The following is a 17,695-nucleotide window of genomic DNA, read 5'->3' on the forward strand; positions in this document are numbered from 1 at the left end:
GCTACAGAATATGCCGGCTGGCTACTCAAGCCGGCTGGCGATGAGGCGCAGTTGTTCTGCTATCTGCTTTAAATCCCGCTGCTGCTGTCCGGCCATACCGGTCGAACTGCGCACCACCAGTTTAGCCGGCAGAATCGAGGAAGAACGCTGCTCATCCTGTTCGCTGGCCAGCAACAGCCTTGCAACCGCCTCTTTGCCCTGCAAATCGAGGTCCAGCGACACCGTAGTCAGCGCCGGATGAAAAAACGCACTTTCATAGGTGTCGTCATAACCAATCACAGAGATCTGGCCCGGCACCGCCACGCCGCGCTGATGCAGCGCGCTCAGCACACCCAGCGCCATCTGATCGTTGCCCACCAGCAGTGCGCTGAATCCGGGCGCTTCCCGCAGCAGCTGCAGTACACCGTTGTAACCACTCTGTGCGTCCCAGTTACCGTGGCTGATGCTGACGGGCTTCAGACGGTAACTCTCCAGCGTATCCAGCCAGCTTTTCAGACGCAGATTTGCTGAAACCGACTGCTCGGGTCCGGCCAGCAGGGCGAACTCGCGATGGCCCTGCTCATAGAGATATTTAACGCTGGCACGGGTGCCGTCAGCCGGGTTAAACGAAACGTTAAACACCGCGCTGTAAGGATCGACATCCAGAAACAGACATAGGATATCGTCATTCTCCTGCACGATTTGCTCAGCATCGTGGCTCTCCAGCGGGACGTTGATGATCACCTTGTCCACCCGCTGAGACTTCAGCTCATTGATGCAATCCTGGAGGCTTTGATTGACGTTCTCATCAATCATGGCGATCAGCACCTGGTAGTCAGCAGCATTAGCATAACGTTTAACCGCAGCGGCCACCTGCGAGGGGGCATGCAACGCCAGCGAGGTGGTCACCAGACCCAGCGTAGTGCTCTGCTTACCTACCAGTTGCTGTGCCAGCCTGTTAGGTACATAGCGCAGGGTTTCAATAGCGTGTTCCACCTTGCGCCGCGTTGATTCCGAAACGTTTGCCGACTTATTCAAAACCCGCGAAACCGTCTGATACGAGACGCCAGCGTGGCGGGCGACATCCTCTAAGGTGGCATTTTTTGATTTCATAATTCGCATCCCTGATGACCAATGGCGGAATGGTATCACAGCCGTGGTGTCAGCCAGCCCACCGCTGTCACATTGCATGAATAAAAAGTAAAAGTAATACCTTCACATATTGAGATTTGGTGATCTGATTCACTAATCGTTACAAATAGCGCCGCTTTATTTGCAGTACCTCACACATTATCGCGATTTTATTTGTCACTCATCTGACAAAAAGCGTTTACTGCCGCTGTCATGTGAACGTATTACAAATAAAACTGAGGATAACATGGAAACAAGGTTACGTACTGCTGCCGTGGCGCTTGCTGCGGCCCTGACTTCCCCGACGCTCTATGCCGCTATCGACAACATTGATTTCCATGGCTATCTCCGTGGTGGGGTGGGCGTATCGCAGGATGGCGGTATTGAAGAGTTTCAAAAGAACAAAGTCGGCCGTCTCGGCAACGAAGCGGATACTTACGGCGAGGTCGAACTGGGCAGTGAGGTTTACAAGAAGGATGATGTCAGTTTTTATGTCGACACCATGGTCAGTATGTTCTCCGACGGCTCAAATGATAACGAAACCACCTTCGGTGACGATGCTCAGTTTGGCCTGCGTCAGCTTAATCTGCAGATCAAAGGACTGGTGCCGGGTGACAAAGATGCCGTGATCTGGGGCGGTAAACGCTACTATCAGCGTCATGACCTGCACATTATTGATACAAAGTACTGGAATATCTCTGGTTCGGGTGCCGGTATCGAAAACTACACGCTGGGTCCGGGTGCTGTCTCTTTTGCCTGGATTCGCGGCGATGCCAATGATGTGGATTACCGCGTCGATGGCGACAACGACGTCAACATTAACTACCTGGATCTGCGCTATGCCGGCTGGAAACCCTGGAGTGGAGCCTGGACCGAGTTTGGTATTGATTACGCCATGCCAAACACCACCAACAAACAGAAGGAATATGGTGGTCTTTATGACGCGGATAATGGCGTCATGCTCACCAGTGAAATCAGCCAGGACATGTGGGGCGGCTACCAGAAACTGGTGTTCCAGTACGCCAATAAAGGTCTGGCGCAGAACATGATTTCGCAGGGCGGCGGCTGGTATGACATGTATAACGATACCCGCAACGCCAGCGGCTACCGCGTGATCAATACCGGTCTGCTGCCGGTCACCGACAAATTTTCCCTGAACCAGGTCTTTACCTGGGGATCAGCAGACGATATCACCGCCCAGACGAGTAAAAGTACCCTGCTGTCGCTGGTGGGTCGCGGTCAGTATCAGTTTACGCAATATGTCCGCGGCATCGGCGAAGTGGGTAGCTTCTGGCAGAAAGACGAAAACAAAGTGGGCAGCGACTACAAAGCAGCAGGACAGAAATATACGCTGGCACTGGGTCTGGCAGCCGGTCCAGAATTTATGTCTCGTCCGGAACTGCGCCTGTTTGCCTCTTATCTGAATGACTCAGAAGATGGACACAGCTTTAAAGACAACACCAGTAATAACACCTGGAACTTCGGCGTACAGGTCGAAGCCTGGTGGTAACTGCGCCATCGCCTCCCTGGAGTCATTGTTAAGCTCTTATGCAGGGGCTTTATGGATAACCGGCGACGGTTATCCATTTTTTTGTCCTGGATTCAGAACAGTGTCTCACTCCGGCTGAAAGAAACGCTCTTCCAGCAACTGACGCAACGGGTCGGACTGCCTGCCAAAAATCGCATGGACTTCCTGTCCCAGAATGACCACGCCAATTGCCCCTGCCTTCTGTAATCCCGCCGTATCCACCGCCTTCAGTGAGGTCACCTTCACCCGCAGCCGGGTTATACAGGCGTCCACCTGCTGAATATTGTCACGCCCGCCAAAGCACTCGACAAGCCGCTCCAGTAGCGCGTTGTCTATTTCAACCTCCTGTGCCGTAATCGGCTGCCGGCTGAAATATTGCTTAAACGATTTCAGACTCACCATGTTGTTCTCCTTCAGAGGATAAAAAGGCGGGCTGCTGCCCGCCACTCACGACTGATACACGAAAACGAGCGGGCCATGCCGTGACTGCCCGCAGAAGATAGCCTTTTCCTGCCCTCGGCCTCTAAAAAACCAGCCCTGCATCAACAGCAAAACCCCACTCTTCCTGCAGAGAATGCCATCTCTTAAAGTGATGGGGGCATAGGCCCCCTGAGCCTGTGCTCTCCCTACTCCAGCGGTCGGCTCAACACACGGCATCCCCACGCTGCCAGCATCAACGATCCTGTCATGGGTGTGCCATCAATCAAATCGCTCAGCCCGGCAGGCAATAACACCTGCTGCGTCTGGCCAGTAAAGTTCTGCACAAACAGAAACGCCTGTTCACCATCGGTACGCCGCTGAACGACCACCCCAGGTGGCAGCTCAATCGGCAGTGCGCGCGGTAATTCCAGCTGCTTAATCAGTGCACCATAAAAATCCCGATGGAACGACAGATCATTACGCGACGCGATATACCACGCTTTACCCTGACCTACCCGATTTACGGTCACCGCTGGCGTTCCGGCATAAAAATCACTCTCGTAACTGGCCAGCGCCGTCGCCCCTTCCAGATGAATATGCTCGCAAAGCTCGCGCGCCTGATAAGGTCCGCTCAGCCCCAGCTCATTGCCGCGTATCCCGCGCACGCCGTTGAACTCCTCATCCGTCAGACTATCGATCTCTTCTGACCAGATGCCGAGTAATGGCCGCAGCGGACCCGGGAATCCTCCGAGGTAACAGAGATCGCTCTCATTCACGATGCCGCTCCAGTAACTGGCGACAAAATGGCCGCCGCGCTCCACATGCTGCCTGGCCCGTGCTGCAAAACCATCACGCACCATATAGAGCATCGGCGCAATTACCAGATCGTAGCCGCTGAGTTCGCTGTCGCCGTTAATCACATCCACCGCCACTCCCTGCTCCCAGAAGGCACGATAGTGTTCGTTCACCGTGCGCTCATAATGCAGGCCCAGATTGCGTGGTCCCTGCGCGTTATCCATCGCCCAGCGACTCTCCCAGTCAAAAATGATCGCGACGCGCGCCTCAACCCGACTGCCCATGACCGGCGTCATCGCTGCCAGCATCCGGCCCAGCTCTCTGACTTCACGCCCGGTGCGGGTATCAAGATGACCGACATGATCGACCACCGCACCATGAAACTTCTCAACTGAACCCCGACTCTTGCGCCACTGGAAATACTGCACCGCGTCCGCACCATGCGCCACTGCCTGCAGGGAAGAGAGAATATGCATCCCCGGCTTCTTCAGCTTACTGGTCGGCTGCCAGTTCGTTGCGCCTGGCGTCGACTCCATTAATACAAAGGGCTTGCCCTGTTTCAGGGTGCGCATCAAGTCGTGGTACATCGCGGTATAACAGGCAAGCGTGGTCTCATCCCTGACGTTGTGCCACATCGGATAGCTATCCCAGGAGATAAAATCGAGTGCTGATGCCAGCTTCCAGTAATCGTAGTCGTAGAAATACTCCATGAAATTGGTGGTCGCGGGCAGGTCAGGATTCGCCTGTCTGAGCGGTTTAATCTCCTCACGACAGAAGTCCGTCACCTGATCGGTCATAAACCGACGCCAGTCCAGATTCAGACCGTGGATCGACATTTCACCCTGCGGCGCTGGCGACACAATCTGTGACCAGTCACTGTAGGTATGACTCCAGAAATCACTCCACCAGGCGAGATTCAGATTATCCAGCGTCTCATAGCGGCGCTGCAGCCAGCCGCGAAAGGCCTGCTGACAGCGGTCACAGTGACACTCCCCGCCATACTCGTTAGAGACATGCCAGCCGATCACCGCAGGATGATGCGCATAGCGCGCCGCCAGTCTGCTGTTTATCGCCTGCACCTTCTGACGATACACCGGTGAGGTCATACAGTGGTTATGACGGCCGCCATGCAGGGCGGGTATGCGATCGCGCCCCACACGCAGTACCTCCGGATAAGCCTGCGACATCCAGGCCGGGCGCGCTCCGCTGGGCGTGGCAAGAAACACAGATATTCCCTCCAGCCAGAGCGAATCGATCACTTCATCCAGCCAGCCAAATTCATAGCGTCCCTCTTCCGGCTCCAGCTTAGCCCAGCTGAAGATACCCACCGACATGACGTTACAGTTCGCCTGCTTCATCATCGCGACATCGTCATCAATAATGCCCGGCTGGTGCATCCACTGCTCCGGATTGTAGTCAGCACCATGCAGCAGCCGGTTAACCCGGGCGCTGAGCGGGGGAAATTTATTCATACCTGTTCCTCAGAGGAAGAGATCAGCGTCAACGCTGATAGTTAATTGAAAACCTGTAGCGAAGGCAGGGCCTTGCCGTGACAGTCAAACAGCGCCTGGTTCTCGCGGGCGTTACCCTGTTTCCATTCGTCGTGGATATATTTCATGCCTGCGGGCGTGGCCCAGGTATTACCCGGCGCGGGGATCCACGCCGGTTCCCAGTACACCACGCCCTTACCGCGATGATCCGGCACCGCCAGTACCGCTGTGATCAGGTCATGCAGATAAGCCGCCTGCCCTGCGAACGTGCCCGGATAACCGCCTGCCTGCGCCTCTCTGGCCTGGAAACTGTTCTCAGCGCTATCGCAGTTTTCCAGTGTGTAGCCATAGGCGGCTTCCACCACCATCACGTCTTTGTCGTAGCGCCGGGAGATGTCATCCATGTTTGCTTTCAGTGCACTGATGGGGCCGTTCCAGTAGGTGTACATCGACAGTCCGATCACATCGAACGGCACATCGCGCTTAACAATTTCGTCGAACCACCAGCGGAACATATCGTTTTTGGTGCCCTCAGCCAGATGCAGCATGATCTTCACCTGATGCGGATCGCTGAGGTTTTCACGCAGCCCGCTGATGCCTGCCTTGAGCAGGCCCGCCAGCCGATCAAACTCACCGCCGTTCTGGCCCCAGCTTTTGCCTTCCGGCCAGAGCATGCCGCCATTAAGCTCATTGCCAATCTGCACAATATCCGGCATCACGCCTTCTGCTTTGAAGCGGGCGAGGGTGTCGCGCGTGTAGTCATGCACCTTTACTTCCAGCTGGGAAAAGGTCAGCGACTGCCAGGCTTTAGGCTTGAACTGCTTGCCGGGGTCGGTCCAGAAGTCGCTGTAATGTATGTCGAGTAACAGCTTCAGACCTGCCGCTTTGACACGCTTCGCCAGCGCCAGCGTGGTCGGCAGATCGTTACCGCCACCGCCATAGGTGTGACCGTTGTCGTCGTTAGGATCGACCCACAACCGCAGCCGGATAGTGTTGATACCGCTGGCTTTCAGAATGGCGATAGCATCCTGCTGTTGATTCGCAGCGTTGTAGAATTTCGCGCCCTGCTGCTCCAGTTCTGCCAGCGAAGAGATGTCCGCCCCTCTGATAAAATCGGCAGGCCACGGTCCGGCAGAGGCGATGTCTGGCTGTCCGGCGGCGAGCAGCGGCGTCGCCCAGGCCAGCGCCAGGGCGAGAAATAATCGTTTTGGTGACATGATTTATCCTTTTGTACTGCCTGAGGCGAGGCCGGAGACAAAGTATTTCTGCAGGGCCAGATAGAACACCGCGACCGGCAAGGCGATCAGAACGGCACCGGCCGCATAGGTGGTGTAGCTGGCACCCATTTTTTGCGACACCAGGTTGTAGAGGCCAATCGGCAGCGTGTACTGCTCCGGCGTGCGCAGAATGGTACTGGAGAGGATGAAATCGCCCAGCGGTCCGGTAAAGGAGAACAGCGCGACCACCGCCAGAATCGGCTTCGACAGCGGCATGATGATCTCTGCAAAGATGCGGAGATTGCCAGCACCATCCATACGTGCCGACTCATCCAGATCTTTGGGAATCGAGTCGAGATAGCCCTTCATCAGCCAGGTGTTCATCGGGATCATCCCGCCGACATAGATCAGCACCAGCGCCAGATGGCTGTTGATTAATCCCAGCAGCTGCGACAGGACGAAAATCGCGATAAGCGCCGAAAACTGCGGGATCATTTGCAGCAGCAGAAACAGCATCAGGCCATTCTGCCGCCCTTTAAAACGAAAGCGGGAAAAGGCGTAGGCGGTACAGCTGACGCTGATTAACGTCAGTACCATGGTCAGGAAGCTGATTTTCATCGAGTTCCAGTACCAGGTCAGATAAGGGACCGTGCCGTTGAACAGGTCGCGGTAGTGCTGCAGCGACGCATTCTCCGGAATGATCGCGCTGCTGAGCAGACTGTTGCCCGCATTCAGTGATGCGCCTACCGTCCAGACCAGCGGATAGATAATGATGGTCGAGACGGCCAGCACCACCAGCCAGGTCAGCGACAGGCGTATCCACCTTTCGCGTTTAATACTGCCGGACTTCGCCATAACTGCTCCCTTACACCATCTCATCTTGTTTAAACGACCGGGTCGCGCGGAACTGCCAGAGCGCCAGACCTACCACGAAAATCGACAGCAGAATGGTGATCGTGGCGGCGATGGCATATTGCGACGACGACATGGTGAGCTTGTAGATCCAAGACACCAGGATATCGGTGCCGCCGGCATTCGATCCCGCCACCGCCGGACCACCATTGTTAAACAGGTAGATGATGTTGAAATTATTAAAGTTGAAGGTGTATTGCGTGATGATGATCGGCGCAATGGCGTAGAGCACCAGCGGCAGCGTGATGGTTTTCAGTCGTGTCCAGGCGCTGGCCCCATCCATGATTGCCGCCTCATAGAGATCTTCAGGGATCGCCTGCAGCACTCCGGTCGTCATCGCAAACACAAACGGGAAGCCGAGCCAGGTCTGCATCATGATCAGCGCGGTTTTAGTCCAGAACGGGTCGGTCATCCAGGCTTTAGGTGCGATGCCAAAGAAGTCGAGAATCGCATTGTTGATTACGCCAAAGCTGTCATTAAACATCCCGGCAAATACCAGAATGGTGACAAAGCCCGGCACCGCCCAGGGCAGGATAAAGAGAGTGCGGATCAGCGGCTTAAAGCGCAGGTCCTTCTGATTGACCAGAATCGCCAGCATCACGCCGACGGTGCACTGCAGCGTGGTCGCCAGCAGCGTCCAGACCACGGTCCATTGCAGCACATCGAAGAAGGTGGAGCGCCAGATTGACAGCGTAAAAATGTTGATGAAGTTTTTGAAACCCACCCAGTCCACCAGCTTCGCCGGTGGCGTGTGATAGAGGTTGTAGTTGGTGAAGGCGATGGCGAATCCAAACAGAATGGGAAACACCACCACAAACACCAGCAGAATAAAGCCCGGCGAGATCATCAGGTAGGGGAAGCCGTCACGCAGCAGCAGCTGATACTGCTGACGCACACTGTTAAGTGGCTCTCCCCTGTCGCGCTTAGCGCCATTGATCCAGGCGTCGCGCACCGACAACCCCCAGATCGCCACGCCGAAAGCGGCTATCAGCACACTGATAATTCCCTCCGCCAGCAGGAAAATGGAGTTATCACGCGGCACCGCTTCACCCAGCGTGTAGAGACCCCAGAATCCTTCTCGCAGAAAATCATGGAAGATGCCGGCAAAGCTGCTGAGCAGAATCAGAAAGCAGACGCCTTTCGCCCACTGGCGGTGGTAAAACTGGCCGAAGCCAGGCAGCAGTGCCAGCAGTGCACCGGTCGTCGCATGACGACGCGGACGCCTGGCCGTCACCAGATGTTCCTCGGAAGATATAGCCACTCTCTGATCCTTATCCTGTAGGGTAATCCCGTGAACCGGCCTTACTGATTACTGGCCTGCATCGCTTCAATCTGCATGGTGATCTGTTTCACCGCGTTATCCAGCGCGGCTTTTGGCGCCTGCTTGCCGGAAACGCTCAGTTCCAGCGCCGCATTAGCCGGCCCCCACACTTCCTGCATCTCCGGCACGCCTGGCATGGCTGACGCGCGCGCTGACTGCACCGCGACCGCGTTGGCTTTCTCATCATCTTTAATCATCGGATCGTTCATCAGCGCAATCACCGGCGGGATCTCCTGGGTTTTCTGATAGCGCGCTTTCACGTACTGCGGCTGGTTGATAAAGGAGAGGAACTGCTGTGCCAGCGCCTGATCTTTGCTCCAGGTCGATACCACATAGCCTTTAACGCCCAGGAAGGAGCTCATCGGCTTGCCGTTTGGCAGTAGCGGCAGTGGTGCCACGCCGTAGTTGATCCCGGCCGCCTGATAAGGCTGGAACGCCCACGGCCCGTTGATCACCGCCGCCGCTTTCTTCTCGGTAAACAGCGAGTCGATGGCATTGAGTCCGTTGTCACCCATGATGCCGCCAGGCAACAATCCTTCGCTGAAGAAGCGCTTAAGGTACGTCACGGCCTCCACACTGCCCGGCGTGTTCAGTCCGATATCCTGAGTGTTGATGGCACCCTGTGCATTTTTACCAAAGATGTAAGCGCCCATCGGAGCCATCACGCCCCAGCTGTAGTAAATCTGGTCGAACTTCGCCAGCAGGCCATACTGTTTTACCTCGCGCTGCTTCTGCGAGAACGCGCGATACTCATCCAGGGTTTTCAGCGGCGCGGGCAGCAGATCTTTGTTGTAAATCAGCACCAGCGTTTCTACGGCTTTGGGTATGCCATAGACCACCTTATTCTGCGTGAAGGCCGCCATCGCCGAAGGGGTGTAAGCGCCCTGCTCTGCTGCGTCAATCTTCAGTGGGGCCAGTAATCCCTGCACGACCGCGCTGCCAAGCTGATCGTTAGGAATGACCAGAACATCAGGGCCGATTCCGGCCGGCCCGTCCAGGCGCAGCTTTTCAATCTGCTGTGCAAAAGGCATCTCCTGTACTTTCACATCAACATTGAACTGCTTCTGGAAATCAGCGACCGCTGCTTTGATGCCATCCGCTTTCTTAATATCTTCCCAGACTGTGAGTTGCTGAGCGGCCCAGACGGATTGATTCAGCATCAATGCTGACAGAAGTAGCGTCACGCTGGTTTTGATTTTCATTACTGGCCTCATGTGAAGGTATTACATTTAATGTTATTTCCGCTGATCTAAACCTGACAATTTTGCAGATGGCAGGGAGTTATCAGGCAAATGCAACGTGATTAACGTATCGCAATTTCGCTTACGCTACGCGGAACATCAGAAACGCTCCAGCCCCTTCGTGCCAATGTGTGATCGCTATTACAGAAATCAAAAACAGCGGTAGGGCGCCTCCTGGCGTAACGTTATAGTCATGGCAGGTAGCATCACGGCTGACATGTAAATCGACCATCTGGTATACGTATTACATTTAAGCCACCAGAACCATACCATGAGGATCAGCATGTCCAGCATCAGATTGAGAAATGTGACCAAACGCTTTGGCAAAACAGAAACGCTGAAAAACATCGCGCTTGATATTGAAGCCGGAGAGTTTGCGGTCTTCGTGGGTCCTTCAGGCTGCGGTAAATCCACCCTGCTGCGGCTGATTGCCGGGCTTGAAGAGATCAGTGACGGGGAGATCCTGATCGGTGAGGAGGTGATGAATGATGTCGCCCCCTCACATCGCGGCGTGGCAATGGTGTTTCAGTCCTACGCGCTCTATCCCCACATGACGGTGGCAGAAAATATTGGCTACGGCCTGAAGGTGAATGGGCTGCCAAAGGCGCAGATTGAGCATCAGGTCGCAACCGTTGCAAAGACGCTTCAGCTTGCGCACCTGCTGGATCGCAAACCCCGGCAGCTTTCCGGCGGCCAGCGTCAGCGCGTGGCCATTGGTCGTGCCATTGTGCGTAATCCCGGGGTATTTATGTTTGATGAGCCTTTGTCGAATCTGGATGCGGAGCTGCGCATCGATATGCGGCTGCACATTGCAAAACTGCATCATGAGCTGAAAACCACGATGGTCTATGTCACGCATGATCAGACCGAAGCGATGACGCTGGCCGACAGGATTGTGGTGTTGAACGATGGCAAGGTGGAACAGGTCGGCCCACCGATGGAACTCTATTACAATCCGATTAACCGTTTTGTGGCGGGTTTCATCGGCTCACCCAGGATGAACTTTCTGCCCGCCCGCGTGGAACAGTGTGGCCCGGCGGGGCTGATCGCGTTGATCAATGGTGGGGAACACCGGTTGCAGCTTCCTTTACCTCTGCGCCAGCTGCAGCCTGGCGATGAAATCACGCTGGGCATCCGACCGGAACAGCTTCAGATCAACGGTGATGCGCCACTCAGCATCCACTTTCACTGCGAGGTCGTGGAACGTCTGGGCAACAACACCTGTCTGTTTGGGCAGAGCCACGGTTATGATGGTTTCAAAATGCTGCTGCCCGGGGACGTGCACTTCCATCCCTACCAGACCCTGCGTCCCACTTTCCATCCGCAGCACTGCATGGTGTTTGATGCTGACGGAGCACGTATCAGCGCAGATATTGAGATGCCACAGGTGCGCGCAGCCTGACATCCCTGACAGATATGTCCGGGAAGAAAGGCCGGAAACGGCCTTTACTGCCGGAGCGGCCTATCCGGTCAGTCTGATGCGCCTCCTGACCCGGCGGAACAGGTTTCCGGTTAAACCGATCCCTCTTTCTCGATGACCAGCACGCGGGCAACGCCCTGGGGACGCGCAATATGCTCTGTTCCTTCACTGGCATAGAAAATATCGCCTGTATTCAGAACCCTGCTTTTAATCTCACCCTGTTCTTTATATTGCATTTCAACACACCCATCCATCACCGCAAAAACCTCCTGCCCATCGTTGATGTGCCACTTATAGGGCCGATCGGTCCAGTGAAGTTTCACGCTGGTATTGCCGAAGCTCGCGATGTGCTGAGCGTCCCAGGCCTTCGAACCGGTAAATTCTGTGCTGCGGTAAAAATTCATTTTATCTCCGGTAACAGACGTACGTTTTCGTCATCGGCCTCATGAATAGCAGAGCAACAACATGGATTCCAGACTCCTGCCCGCGCTTGTCCCGATCTGTCCCGATCTGTCCCGATGTTGTCCGGTTAAGGCGGTATCAGGAGATCCGGTAGCCCCGATAAAGCCCGGTAAGTAGTGAGGTTTACCGCTTCCGGAATGATCTCTGAATGAATCGCCTGGCCCGGACGCGATGGCAGAGATAATATTGACGTTGCGTCTCTGTTTCCCCCACTGTCAGAAGGAGTGTCATGAATTCAGCGACTCTGCAAAACCTCTATCACGCTGCCAGTGAGAAAACGCTCGCGATGTGGGCGAAAAACGCGGGGATTGGGGAGATTAAGAAAGAGAGCTATTACGACCCGCTGAAGCTGGCCCTGGCAACCGGCATTCAGCCCGCCGTTCCCCCCGCGGTTTCACGGCTGCTGGATGAACTGAAACAGCTTACCGGGGATGATCGTCTGGCCGATACTTTGCCGGAGCGGGGTCTGCACTTTACCTTTTTACCCCTGACCCTGCCGCTCTATATTGAGCACGCACCTTTGCCGGAAAAAATGGCTGAACTCAGGGCGCTCTGGTCCGGTTTTCACGCGCAAAAAATTGTTATCAGAGATCTTCGTTTAGTCGCGTTGCCGGGACAGCTGTTGCTGGCGGGCATCCCCGACACGCCGGCAACAGACCTGCGTCACGCCTTCTGTGAAAAGGTTCTCAACTCCCGCTGGAAAGAAGAGTTGCTGATGCGTCACACCGGCAGCGCTCTGCCGGCCCCCTTCTGGCACTCGACCCTGCTGCGCTACGGCGCGGCTTATTTACCCGCGCCGCTGCGGCAGTTCTTTCTGGCACGCCAGACCCTCAATTACGGGAAGGTAGAAGGCGAACTGATGCTGGCAGAGGTCAACTACAACTGGACAACCTGTTATCCTTTGCAGGATTAATTGCGCGATCAGAATCAGCTCATTCATTCAGGAAAGAAGATGTCTCTGGCAAAGAAAGATTTCACCCACATCCCTTCTCACCCGTCAGTCAGACCATGAATCGTCAGCTGTTTGTTTCTCTGGATGGCCCCAAAGGTGCCGGTAAAACGACCCTGCTGGAAGCGATCACGGCACGGTTAAGGGCAGACAACCGAAAGGTGGTCCGGCTTTGCGAGAAAAAAAGCGATCCTGACAGAGCGCAGACCATGGCGCTGGTCAACCGGCTCGCCAGAGATCCCTCTCTGGATCTGGAACGGGAAGTTTGTGAGCGCTTAGCGGCCAGCCGGGCGTGGATTTCCCGCAACGTGCTGACCCGCCAGCCGCCCGACAGCATTATCCTGATGGATCGCTGGTATCCCTCCGACGCGGCCTTTCGCCGGCGGATCCCGTTTGCAGAGATTTTGCAGATGAACCACGCGCAGGACGTCCGCATACCGGACCTGCATGTCGGCGTGGTCACCGCGCCTGAGATTTCATGGTCACGGGCCGCAGCACGCTCCCGGGGGCTGGGAAGCACGGTCCTTCACAGGCTGGAAGAGCATGCCGAATGCACGCGGGCGTTCGAGCGTGAAATTGTCCGCACCGGCTGGGTTTTATGCCGTAATGAAGGCACGCTGGATGAAGCCGCCATGCAGGTCGCGGCTGAGATAATCCGGGTGATTTAATCTGAAATCCTTATCGCCTGCTGGCAAGGCGGTAAAGAGAATAGCGACCTCTGCCCGCGAAATTTGTCTGAAATCAATCTTCGTCAGGTTACCGCTGGCACTGCGATCCTGCTTTCCCTTATAAAATTCCTTTATTTTTCTATAGGGCACAGGGAATTGCGCTACGCATCACTACCTTTTAATCATAATGAACCGGGCTGGCCTGCGGGCGGGCACGCTTATGCGCCGCAACCGGCTCTGCGAGGCGATATTAAAGCAGACTGGGTTATCGTCGGCGCGGGGTTCGCCGGTGTCGCTTTTGCGCGCCGCCTGGCAGAAATTAAACCCGAGCTGAAAATCGTTATCGTCGATGCCTTTACCACAAGGGAGAGCGCATCGGCGCGCAACTCAGGGTTTGTTATCGGACTGCCCCACAATATTGGCAGCTCCACGGCGGAGTTAAAAAAGGCGCATGCTTACCGGAATCTGCTCCAGGAAGGCATCCGGCAGCTGGAGCAGGTGATTTCGCAGCATAACCTTCAGTGCGACTGGCAGAAGGTGGGGAAATATCACTGTCAGGCGGAACGGGGCAACGATCGTATTTTAAATGAATACAGCCGCCATCTCGATCTCATGGATGAACCCTGGACGCTGGCTTACAGCGATGAGCTGTACCATAAACTCGGTACCCGCTTTTACAGCAAAGGGATCTTCACGCCGGGCTGTGTGCTGGTTAATCCGGCGCAGCTTATCGCCGGCCTGCACCATCATTTACCGGAAAATGTTCAGCGCTTCGAAAATACACCCGTACTGGGGATTCGTACCGGCAGTCTGGCGGAGGTGGTGACCCCTTTTGGCACAATCAGAACAGCTCAGGTCATGCTGGCGACCAACGCGTTATCGCCAGAACTGCGCCCTGGCCTGGCCCGTCAGGCCGCTATGGCCACCTTCGCCAGCATCACCGAACCGCTGACAGACGCGCAACTGGCGACGCTGCCCCCGATGCAGAGCTGGGGCGTCACGCCGGTGAATGCCATTGCCGGTGCCACCTTTCGTTTCACCTCCGACCGCCGTTTTCTGATTCGCCAGCATGTTATTCCCGCGCTTCGGGGACAGGTCACTGCGGCACAAACCCATCAGGCGACGCAACACCATCAGCGCCTGTTCAGCAAACTCTATCCCACCCTGAACAGCGTGAAGATCACTCACACCTGGTCCGGCACCCTGAGCGTGACACGCAACGGCGCGCCGCAATGGGGGGTGCTGAACCGATTTATCTGCACGGCAGGCGGCTGTAACGGCGCGGGCGTATCGAAACAGACCGTGGCGGGCTCGCTGCTGGCTGACTTCATGCTGAAGCAGGATAACCCGCACCTTGCGGATATGCTGTCGCTGGGCCAGGCCAGTTTCATGCCGCCCTCACCCGTGCTGGATATCGGCATTGCCCTTTCGCTGATGAAAGAGCGTTTCCTGGGACGTAAAGAGAAGTGATCACAGCCCCGCTGAACGCCAGTGTCGCTGGCAGGACGATGTGACGAGAACTTTCCGTTATCCGGGAATGCGGGCAATGACCTTGATCTCAAAATCGAACCCCGCCAGCCAGGTCACGCCGACAGCGGTCCAGTTGGGATAAGGCGGTTGCGGAAAGATGGACGCTTTGACCTGCATAATCGTCGCAAACTGATTTTCAGGATCGGTGTGAAATGTGGTGACGTCGATCAAATCATCAAAGGTGCATCCTGCCGCCGCCAGCGTCGCCGCCAGATTGTCAAATGCGAGGGCGACCTGGGCAGCGAAATCAGGTTCGGGCGTGCCGTCAGCCCGGCTGCCGACCTGGCCGGAGACAAACAACAGATCGCCTGAGCGGATTGCCGCGGAATAGCCATGCTGCTGATAAAGTGCGTGCCGGTGAGCGGGAAAAATGGGTTCGCGCGTGATCATCGTGTTTCCTCGGGTTACGGAATGAATGCAGGATGCGGCACAAACCGGAATGATTTAATATACGCCGCGTATGTCACATTAATAATACATACGCGCCGTATGTCAAATAATATACGCGGCGTATGTGAGCTGGAGGAGATTATGGCAGCCAGTCGCGCTGAAACGATGGAAGCAAACCGTGCAAAATTGATCGCAGCAGCACGGAAAGCCTTTGCTGAAAAGGGCTTTGCCGGGGCCTCAATGGATGAACTGACGGCGAGCGTCGGGCTGACGCGCGGCGCGCTTTATCACAATTTTGGCGACAAAACAGGGCTGCTGGCAGCGGTGGTGGCGCAGGTCGATGGGGAAATGGCGCAGCGGGCTCAGGCGGCGGCCGCTTCGGTAACGGATGAGTGGGAAAGGTTGATCGCCGAAGGGATCGCCTACATTCGTCTGGCGATGGATGCCGAAGTCCAGCGCATCGTGTTGCGGGATGGCCCGGCTTTCCTGGGCGATCCTGCGCAGTGGCCCAGCCAGAACAGCTGCCTGGCGGCTACACGGGAACGTCTCGTCAGGCTGATTGAAAGCGGTGCGGTTAAGCCGGTCGATGCCGACGCCGCCGCACATCTGCTTAACAGCAGCGCCCTCAATGCTGCACTCTGGGTTGCAGCCAGCAGCAACCCGGAAAAGGCGCTGCCAGAGATGCTTGAAGCCTTCACGCTACTGGCAGGCGGCCTGCGCCATCAGGCGGTTAAGACCTGAGGCGTTATCCGTCGTGACGCGAATCCTGCTCAGCGGCTGCCGCCCGTCGCTGAACAACGCGTTCCGGCGGGGATATTCAGGCTTGCGTCGGCTGCGGAATCAGGCCGCTCTCCTCATAGGTCGCCATCAGATGATCGAACAGGGTAATATTCTGCCGCGTGCGGGCAATTAACTGCGCACCGGCAACCGCGGTATAGATTGCCAGCGCACGCTGCGCGTTTTTTTGTGCGTCATCGGGCGTCATTTCATTCAGCACCTGATGCAACCATGCCACGTTCGCGTCGACGAAACACTGCACCTCACGCTTCACTTCTTCAGGCAAATCATCATATTCGGCCGCCATGAAGCTGGATAAACAGAGCCTGTTGGCGTCAGCCAGAGAACGCCGGAAAATTTGCGGATAGTGCTTCAGGGCTTCAGCGGGAGAGGCACTTTGCTCCCGGATGGTCTGTAACGCCTGTGCAGTATCCTGCCAGTAGCGATTTGCCACAGCCGCGCCAAGGTCTGCCTTACTGGCGAAGTGATAATAGATACTGGCATTTTTGATGCCGACTTCGTCAGCAATGGTGCGGAAATTTATCCCGTTGTAACCATGATTCTGCGCAGCACGCTTTGCGGCTGCCAGGATGGCCTCACGCGCATTCAAGCTCATAGCGCTGTTTTCCTCTGAAACGTGAGGAGGAAGTATAAGGAAAAAATTTTTACCTGCCAACTGGTAGACAGATGTTGACAGGCCGAATTTCCCTGGCCACAATCTACCTACCATTTGACAGGTAGGTAAATAAATCATGACTTCTTCAGACGCTGTATCACACGTTTCAACTCAACCTTCGATGAAAATCTACGACTGGTATGACGGCCCCTATCCTGCCCGGGTCAGAATAGCCCTGGCGGAAAAAGGTCTGCTTTCTCAGGTCGAATTTATTCCGGTCAATCTCTGGAAAGGGGAACATAAAAAGGCGGATTTTCTAGCCATCAACTACTCAGGCACACTGCCGGTGTTAGAACTGAGTGATGGGACGCTAATCGCGGAGTGTACGGCAATCACGCAATATCTGGATCGGCAGGATCAGCATCCCCTTCTGACGGGTATGACCCCGCTGGAACAGGGGGTGATTCATATGATGACTAAACGGGCCGAGATTGAATTTCTGGACGCGGTAAGCGTCTATTTCCATCATGCCACGGCAGGTCTGGGACCCGAGGTTGAGCTTTATCAGAATCCGGAATGGGGTGCGAAGATGGGCGAAAAAGCGCTCAGGGGCATGCACTACTTTGACCGCGTTTTACGCTCACAGCCCTATGTGGCGGGCAACACCTTCTCAATGGCGGATATCGCCGTCACCGGTGGAATGATATTCGCCGCCCTGGTGAATCTGGCTATTCCGGAGGAGTGTGAGGCGCTGAAAGCGTGGTACCTGAAGATCCAGCAGCGTCCCAGCTATCAGCAGTGGCAGGCCATGGTAGACGCAGGCCGTCCCGGCGCAGAAGCCTAGTCCCT

Annotated in this window: 16 protein-coding genes and 1 pseudogene; 7 read left to right on the forward strand and 10 right to left on the reverse strand. The window is 55.7% G+C overall.

The genetic code is table 11. The features are described from left to right. Positions 1-21: 21 nt before the first annotated feature. Positions 22-1,092: a LacI family DNA-binding transcriptional regulator gene (locus OXR04_RS14590; RefSeq protein WP_046102866.1), complete on the reverse strand. Its 1,071-nt coding sequence runs from the start codon at positions 1,090-1,092 to the stop codon at positions 22-24. A 265-nt stretch (positions 1,093-1,357) separates the two neighbouring features. On the opposite strand from OXR04_RS14590, the gene OXR04_RS14595 reads away from it, so the two are divergent. Next, positions 1,358-2,620: a maltoporin gene (locus OXR04_RS14595; protein WP_267371222.1), complete on the forward strand. Its 1,263-nt coding sequence runs from the start codon at positions 1,358-1,360 to the stop codon at positions 2,618-2,620. A gap of 105 nt (positions 2,621-2,725) precedes the next feature. On the opposite strand, the gene OXR04_RS14600 is transcribed toward OXR04_RS14595, so the two are convergent. The 6 genes and pseudogenes from OXR04_RS14600 to OXR04_RS14625 all read right to left on the reverse strand — a co-directional run bounded on the left by OXR04_RS14600 (position 2,726) and on the right by OXR04_RS14625 (position 9,995). Next, complete coding sequence (locus tag OXR04_RS14600; RefSeq protein WP_046102864.1) at positions 2,726-3,040, reverse strand: glucose PTS transporter subunit EIIB; 315 nt, start codon at positions 3,038-3,040, stop codon at positions 2,726-2,728. Between the two features lie 224 nt (positions 3,041-3,264). Next, complete coding sequence (locus tag OXR04_RS14605) at positions 3,265-5,325, reverse strand: beta-galactosidase (RefSeq protein WP_111207192.1); 2,061 nt, start codon at positions 5,323-5,325, stop codon at positions 3,265-3,267. A 41-nt stretch (positions 5,326-5,366) separates the two neighbouring features. Then, positions 5,367-6,464, reverse strand: a pseudogene (locus OXR04_RS14610) (arabinogalactan endo-beta-1,4-galactanase); the annotation flags it as partial. Positions 6,465-6,563: 99 nt separating this feature from the next. After that, positions 6,564-7,415: a sugar ABC transporter permease gene (locus tag OXR04_RS14615; RefSeq protein ID WP_046102861.1), complete on the reverse strand. Its 852-nt coding sequence runs from the start codon at positions 7,413-7,415 to the stop codon at positions 6,564-6,566. Between the two features lie 10 nt (positions 7,416-7,425). Beyond that, positions 7,426-8,733 (reverse strand): ABC transporter permease subunit, encoded by a 1,308-nt coding sequence (locus tag OXR04_RS14620; RefSeq protein ID WP_111207194.1) that lies wholly within the window; start codon positions 8,731-8,733, stop codon positions 7,426-7,428. A 41-nt stretch (positions 8,734-8,774) separates the two neighbouring features. Next, positions 8,775-9,995, reverse strand: a complete 1,221-nt coding sequence (locus tag OXR04_RS14625) for an extracellular solute-binding protein (RefSeq protein WP_267371231.1) — start codon at positions 9,993-9,995, stop codon at positions 8,775-8,777. 322 nt (positions 9,996-10,317) lie between these two features. Here OXR04_RS14625 and OXR04_RS14630 point away from each other — a divergent pair, with 322 nt between their 5' ends. After that, entirely contained in the window at positions 10,318-11,436 is a 1,119-nt protein-coding gene (locus OXR04_RS14630) for an ABC transporter ATP-binding protein (RefSeq protein ID WP_267371233.1), read from the forward strand. 110 nt (positions 11,437-11,546) lie between these two features. On the opposite strand, the gene OXR04_RS14635 is transcribed toward OXR04_RS14630, so the two are convergent. Continuing rightward, the gene (locus OXR04_RS14635; RefSeq protein WP_046102857.1) at positions 11,547-11,858 is read right to left on the reverse strand and encodes a cupin; all 312 of its coding nucleotides are present in this window, start codon (positions 11,856-11,858) and stop codon (positions 11,547-11,549) included. A 287-nt stretch (positions 11,859-12,145) separates the two neighbouring features. On the opposite strand from OXR04_RS14635, the gene OXR04_RS14640 reads away from it, so the two are divergent. The 3 genes from OXR04_RS14640 (at position 12,146) to OXR04_RS14650 (ending at position 15,003) form a co-directional block, all read left to right on the forward strand. Continuing rightward, complete coding sequence (locus tag OXR04_RS14640; protein ID WP_267371236.1) at positions 12,146-12,829, forward strand: hypothetical protein; 684 nt, start codon at positions 12,146-12,148, stop codon at positions 12,827-12,829. After that, entirely contained in the window at positions 12,829-13,533 is a 705-nt protein-coding gene (locus tag OXR04_RS14645) for a dTMP kinase (protein ID WP_346274709.1), read from the forward strand. Before OXR04_RS14640 ends, OXR04_RS14645 begins: the two co-directional genes overlap by 1 nt. 156 nt (positions 13,534-13,689) lie before the next feature. Then, positions 13,690-15,003: an FAD-binding oxidoreductase gene (locus OXR04_RS14650; protein ID WP_267371240.1), complete on the forward strand. Its 1,314-nt coding sequence runs from the start codon at positions 13,690-13,692 to the stop codon at positions 15,001-15,003. A gap of 57 nt (positions 15,004-15,060) precedes the next feature. Here OXR04_RS14650 and OXR04_RS14655 read toward each other — a convergent pair whose 3' ends face one another. After that, a complete protein-coding gene (locus OXR04_RS14655; RefSeq protein ID WP_046102853.1) occupies positions 15,061-15,453 on the reverse strand; it encodes a RidA family protein in 393 nt (130 codons plus the stop codon). Between the two features lie 141 nt (positions 15,454-15,594). Between OXR04_RS14655 and OXR04_RS14660 the strand changes: the two genes are divergently transcribed. Beyond that, a complete protein-coding gene (locus OXR04_RS14660; protein ID WP_046102852.1) occupies positions 15,595-16,194 on the forward strand; it encodes a TetR/AcrR family transcriptional regulator in 600 nt (199 codons plus the stop codon). Positions 16,195-16,270: 76 nt separating this feature from the next. On the opposite strand, the gene OXR04_RS14665 is transcribed toward OXR04_RS14660, so the two are convergent. Continuing rightward, complete coding sequence (locus tag OXR04_RS14665) at positions 16,271-16,846, reverse strand: TetR/AcrR family transcriptional regulator (protein WP_267371242.1); 576 nt, start codon at positions 16,844-16,846, stop codon at positions 16,271-16,273. A gap of 181 nt (positions 16,847-17,027) precedes the next feature. Here OXR04_RS14665 and OXR04_RS14670 point away from each other — a divergent pair, with 181 nt between their 5' ends. Next, positions 17,028-17,690, forward strand: a complete 663-nt coding sequence (locus OXR04_RS14670) for a glutathione S-transferase (protein WP_154928992.1) — start codon at positions 17,028-17,030, stop codon at positions 17,688-17,690. Positions 17,691-17,695 lie beyond the last annotated feature (5 nt).

This window comes from Pantoea sp. GM_Pan_3 (genome assembly GCF_026541045.1).
Classification (GTDB): Bacteria; Pseudomonadota; Gammaproteobacteria; order Enterobacterales; family Enterobacteriaceae; genus Pantoea; species Pantoea anthophila.

Excerpts from the sequence above, each read along its gene's own strand:
- OXR04_RS14605 (WP_111207192.1), bottom strand. The coding sequence starts at position 5,325 with ATGAATAAATTTCCCCCGCTCAGCGCCCGGGTTAACCGGCTGCTGCAT.
- OXR04_RS14595 (WP_267371222.1), top strand. The coding sequence starts at position 1,358 with ATGGAAACAAGGTTACGTACTGCTGCCGTGGCGCTTGCTGCGGCCCTG.
- OXR04_RS14660 (WP_046102852.1), top strand. The coding sequence starts at position 15,595 with ATGGCAGCCAGTCGCGCTGAAACGATGGAAGCAAACCGTGCAAAATTG.
- OXR04_RS14655 (WP_046102853.1), bottom strand. The coding sequence starts at position 15,453 with ATGATCACGCGCGAACCCATTTTTCCCGCTCACCGGCACGCACTTTAT.
- OXR04_RS14625 (WP_267371231.1), bottom strand. The coding sequence starts at position 9,995 with ATGAAAATCAAAACCAGCGTGACGCTACTTCTGTCAGCATTGATGCTG.
- OXR04_RS14615 (WP_046102861.1), bottom strand. The coding sequence starts at position 7,415 with ATGGCGAAGTCCGGCAGTATTAAACGCGAAAGGTGGATACGCCTGTCG.
- OXR04_RS14670 (WP_154928992.1), top strand. The coding sequence starts at position 17,028 with ATGAAAATCTACGACTGGTATGACGGCCCCTATCCTGCCCGGGTCAGA.
- OXR04_RS14600 (WP_046102864.1), bottom strand. The coding sequence starts at position 3,040 with ATGGTGAGTCTGAAATCGTTTAAGCAATATTTCAGCCGGCAGCCGATT.
- OXR04_RS14640 (WP_267371236.1), top strand. The coding sequence starts at position 12,146 with ATGAATTCAGCGACTCTGCAAAACCTCTATCACGCTGCCAGTGAGAAA.
- OXR04_RS14630 (WP_267371233.1), top strand. The coding sequence starts at position 10,318 with ATGTCCAGCATCAGATTGAGAAATGTGACCAAACGCTTTGGCAAAACA.
- OXR04_RS14635 (WP_046102857.1), bottom strand. The coding sequence starts at position 11,858 with ATGAATTTTTACCGCAGCACAGAATTTACCGGTTCGAAGGCCTGGGAC.
- OXR04_RS14665 (WP_267371242.1), bottom strand. The coding sequence starts at position 16,846 with ATGAGCTTGAATGCGCGTGAGGCCATCCTGGCAGCCGCAAAGCGTGCT.
- OXR04_RS14590 (WP_046102866.1), bottom strand. The coding sequence starts at position 1,092 with ATGAAATCAAAAAATGCCACCTTAGAGGATGTCGCCCGCCACGCTGGC.